At 59.6% G+C, this 4,185-nt stretch carries 4 protein-coding genes; 2 read left to right on the top strand and 2 right to left on the bottom strand.

What is annotated here, in order from left to right; translation table 11 throughout:
- A partial coding sequence (locus tag JWR14_RS19935) for a CoA-acylating methylmalonate-semialdehyde dehydrogenase (protein WP_299710139.1) occupies positions 1 to 1,328 on the bottom strand: 1,328 nt, incomplete at its 3' end.
- Between the two features lie 108 nt (positions 1,329 to 1,436).
- On the opposite strand from JWR14_RS19935, the gene JWR14_RS19930 reads away from it, so the two are divergent.
- Positions 1,437 to 2,378, top strand: coding sequence for a LysR family transcriptional regulator (locus tag JWR14_RS19930; protein ID WP_299710137.1), 942 nt, complete (start codon positions 1,437 to 1,439; stop codon positions 2,376 to 2,378).
- A 13-nt stretch (positions 2,379 to 2,391) separates the two neighbouring features.
- On the opposite strand, the gene JWR14_RS19925 is transcribed toward JWR14_RS19930, so the two are convergent.
- The gene (locus JWR14_RS19925; RefSeq protein WP_299710135.1) at positions 2,392 to 2,901 is read right to left on the bottom strand and encodes an Rrf2 family transcriptional regulator; all 510 of its coding nucleotides are present in this window, start codon (positions 2,899 to 2,901) and stop codon (positions 2,392 to 2,394) included.
- A 305-nt stretch (positions 2,902 to 3,206) separates the two neighbouring features.
- Here JWR14_RS19925 and JWR14_RS19920 point away from each other — a divergent pair.
- Positions 3,207 to 4,185, top strand: a 979-nt coding sequence (locus tag JWR14_RS19920; RefSeq protein WP_299710133.1) for an FAD-dependent oxidoreductase, incomplete at its 3' end; no start/stop codon positions are given.

The following is a 4,185-nucleotide window of genomic DNA, read 5'->3' as shown; positions in this document are numbered from 1 at the left end:
TTGATCCCGACCATCCCCACTTCAATACGCCGTCCGAACTCTCGTGCAATGTGTCCATCACGCGTATAGCACGCAACGCCATTGCCAAACTCATGCGCGTTGATCAGGTCCACCGCTTCAGTAAAGTCCTTCACCCGCACACACGCCAGCACCGGCCCGAAAATCTCTTCCTTATAAATGCGCATTTCAGGCGTCACGTTGTCGAACAGCGTACCGCCCGTGAAGAAGCCTTCTTCATGCCCCGGCACCTTCAATCCACGCCCATCGACGACCAGCGAAGCGCCCTCTTCAACACCCAGGGCGATATACCCTTCAATGCGTTCCAATGCCTGACGCGTGACGATCGGACCCATTTCGGCATCAGCCTCCATACCGTTCTTCACGATCAGCGTACGCGCCCGCTCAGCCAGTCGCGGAATCAATTTATCAGCGACATCACCCACCAGCACAGCCACCGAAATCGCCATGCAGCGCTCGCCCGCCGAACCATAACCGGCGCCAACCAGCGCATCAATCGCCTGATCGAGATCCGCATCCGGCATCACGACCATGTGATTCTTCGCACCGCCAAGCGCCTGCACGCGCTTACCATGCTGCGCGCCCGTCTGATAAATGTAATTCGCGATCGGCGTTGAACCCACAAAACTGATGGCCTTCACATCGGGATGGACGAGCAGTGCATCGACCACCACCTTGTCGCCTTGCACCACGCTGAACACGCCATCGGGTAGCCCGGCTTCCTGCAACAACCCCGCCATGAACAACGCAGCCGACGGATCACGCTCGCTCGGCTTCAAGATGAACGCATTGCCCGCAGCGATAGCGACCGGGAACATCCAGCATGGCACCATGCACGGGAAGTTGAAGGGCGTAATGCCTGCCACCACGCCAAGCGCCTGACGCGTCGTCCAGTTGTCGATACCTGTAGAAACCTGCTCGGTATAGTCGCCCTTCAAAAGCTGCGGAATGCCGCAAGCAAATTCGATCACATCGATACCGCGCGACACTTCGCCCTGCGCGTCGCTGAACACCTTGCCGTGCTCGGCTGTGATGATCGCGGCGAGTTCATCGCGGCGCTTGTTCATCAGCTCCAGAAAACGCAGCATGACGCGCGCCCGGCGAATGGGCGGCGTCTCGCTCCAGGCCACGAATGCCTTCTTCGCGCCGGCGACGGCGGCGTCCACATCGGCGACATCGCCCAAACGCAGCGTGCGTGCTTCCTGACCGGTCGCGGGATTGAAAATCGGCTGGGTGCGCGTGCCCGTGCCGGGAACACGGCGACCCTGGATAAAGTGGCCGACGTCCGCGCGATCGCTGAAGCTTTGCATGATGTGACACCTGAATGTGATGGGAGTCTTCAGAGTGTAAGAACGTCAGACGCGTCTGCAAAGGCGCTATGATTGAAATGATTGTTTTCTATGGTGAACAATGAAGATATGGAAACGCAACGCGTCGAGGCGCTCTGGACTCATCTGTATTGGCTGACGATTCTCGCGCAGCAAGGCAGCTATACGCGCGCCGCCACGCGGCTCGGCGTGAGCAAGGCAGCCATGAGCCAGCGGATAGCCGAGCTGGAGCGCGCAGCCGGGGTTTCACTGGTGCAGCGCACAACACGCAGCGTGCGGTTGACGGAGGCGGGGCAGCGTCTCGTCGATCAGACCCGCGATCAATATGAAGGTATTGCGCAAAGTTTCGCGGGCGTGCGCGATTCGGCGGGCATCGCTCGCGGCGAGCTGCGCGTCACTGCGCCGGTGGCGTTCGCGCGGCAGCAACTCGTGCCGCATCTGTCGGTTTTTCTGCGGGCGAATCCGGAAGTACGCGTGCAACTCGAAGTGTCGGACCGCATTAGTTCGCTTGCGAGCGAGGGTTTCGATCTCGCGATACGCCATAGCGCCGCCGCGCCGGAAACGCATGTGGCGTGGACGCTGTGCGCAACTCACTCGGTGATCGTGGCGACGCGAGCGTATCTGCGCCGGCGTGGCACACCCGCCTCGCCGCAAGATCTGGCCGCGCATGACTGCCTGTTCTATCCGCGTGCGCAAGAGGCACCCGCCTGGACATTCGAACGCGCGACGGGCCGCAAGACCGCAGCCGAGCGCGTGACCGTGCCGATCAACGGGCCGTTTTCTGCGAACAATAGCGAGACCCTGCGCGACGCCGCACTCGATGATCTCGGCATTGCGCTGCTGCCCGATTTCAGCGCGCAGGCTGCGCTGCGCAGTGGGCAATTGATCAAAGTGCTGCCGGAGTGGCAGCCCAAGGGCGGGTTTGCTGAACAGCTTTATGTTGTCCGGCCTTATGCGTCGCACGTGCCGCGTGCAGTGACTGCGTTCGTCTCCTATCTGCGCAAGACCTTCGAAAACGGTTTCTCGGATTAGCCTTGGCGCTAAATTAACGGCTGGCCGCCCGATTGTCGATCCAGTTGACGATATCGGTGTGATAAGTACGCGGCGCTTTTGCGACCGTTCGCGCCGCCAGACTCGCCAGCGTCTGTGCTTCTAGCACCTCGTTCATGCGCTTCTCGGCGTCCAGCATCACGGCGTGAATGGAGCACGTGCCGCTCGTTGCCCATTTGGGCGCGGTATCCCCGAAGATTGCGCAGCGCGCGCGAATTTCGCGGCAATCGAACAGCGGCTTCGGCCCGTCGACGGCTTGCACTACGTCAAGCACCGTGATCCGTTCCGCTGGTCGCGCGAGCGTGAATCCCCCACGCGCTCCCTCCGTGGCGACGGTCAATCCCGCCTTATGAAGTTTCGTGAAAAGCTTGGCCACGTAATCCACCGATAACCCTTGCAGCTCGGCGAGGTCGCGCACGCTCGCCTCTCCCACGCCTGCGGGTGCGTCGGTTAAATACAAAAGGCAATGCAGCGCATATTCGACGCCCGAACTGATGTGGCTCATCTTATCTCCGACTCAACAAATCCTAGTTACCGCATTCTACGCAATCAACCGGTGACGAACAACGTCAATCGCTATGGTACGTTGAATTTTACATTTACTTGGCAAATCAAGGCTATTCTTCAGATATTCAACCGGGCTCGACACAATCATCTGAAAAAGCAGTTCGACAAAGTACGCACTTGCTAAATTTAACTACGACAACTACAGTCCTAGTTATGCGCGTGACAAAACTCCGGTTTCGAGCCTGCAAATCACATCGCATGACGTCGAAGTGAAATGACCTGATCAATGAATGGAATCGAAAAATGACTGATAGCAGCAAGAGAATCTTGGTAGTCGGCGCCGGTTTCGCCGGTATGTGGAGCGCGCTAGGTGCTGCTCGTCTGCTGGACAGCGCAAACAAGTCGGGAGAGCAGATCGAAGTGGTGTTGATTGCACCCGAGCCGATGCTACATGTCCGGCCGCGTCTTCACGAGTCCAATCCGCTTGGCATGAAAGCGCCTTTGTTGCCGCTCTTCGAGGCAACGGGCGTTCACTTTATCCAGGGCAGCGTCAGCGAAATTCGTGCGGCGTCCCGCGAAGTAGAGGCCATCGGCGCGGACGGAAACGCGTTCACAGTGCGGTATGACAAGCTTGTGCTGGCAAGCGGAAGCTCGCTCTTTCGTCCTCCGATTCCCGGCCTTGCTACGGCTGCATTCAGCATCGACCAGATCGAAGACGCCGCGCTTCTCGAGGCGCATCTGGGCAAACTCGCTGATCAACCTGACACGCCGGCGCGCAATACGGTGATCGTCGTGGGCGGTGGATTTACGGGCATCGAAATCGCGACTGAGCTTCCCGAGCGCTTGCGGGCCGTGCTTGGTAGCGCCACGCCTGTCAACGTGATCGTGATAGAACAAGCCGATGCAGTTGGCCCGGATCTTGGCCTCGGTCCGCGGCCTGTGATTGAGCAAGCGTTAACCGAACTCGGCATAACCCTGCGTCTCGGCACTGCGGTGAGCGCCATCGACACCGATGGAATCGTTACATCGACCGGTGAACGCATTGATGCAAAGACGGTGATCTGGACAACGGGCATGCGCGCCAACGGGTTGACGAAAAAGCTGGACGCAGAGCGCGACCGGCTCGGGCGCTTGCATGTGGATGCGGACCTGCGCGTATTGGGAACGGAAGACATCTTCGCCGCCGGCGATGTCGCCTTCGCCGCGACCGACGACGCCGGAAATCACGCGCTCATGTCATGCCAGCACGCGATGAACATGGGCAGGTTCGCGGGCCACAACG

The sequence above is a fragment of the Caballeronia sp. genome (assembly GCF_028292365.1).
Taxonomy (GTDB): domain Bacteria; phylum Pseudomonadota; class Gammaproteobacteria; order Burkholderiales; family Burkholderiaceae; genus Caballeronia.
This window is presented reverse-complemented; position numbering and strand designations above follow the sequence as displayed.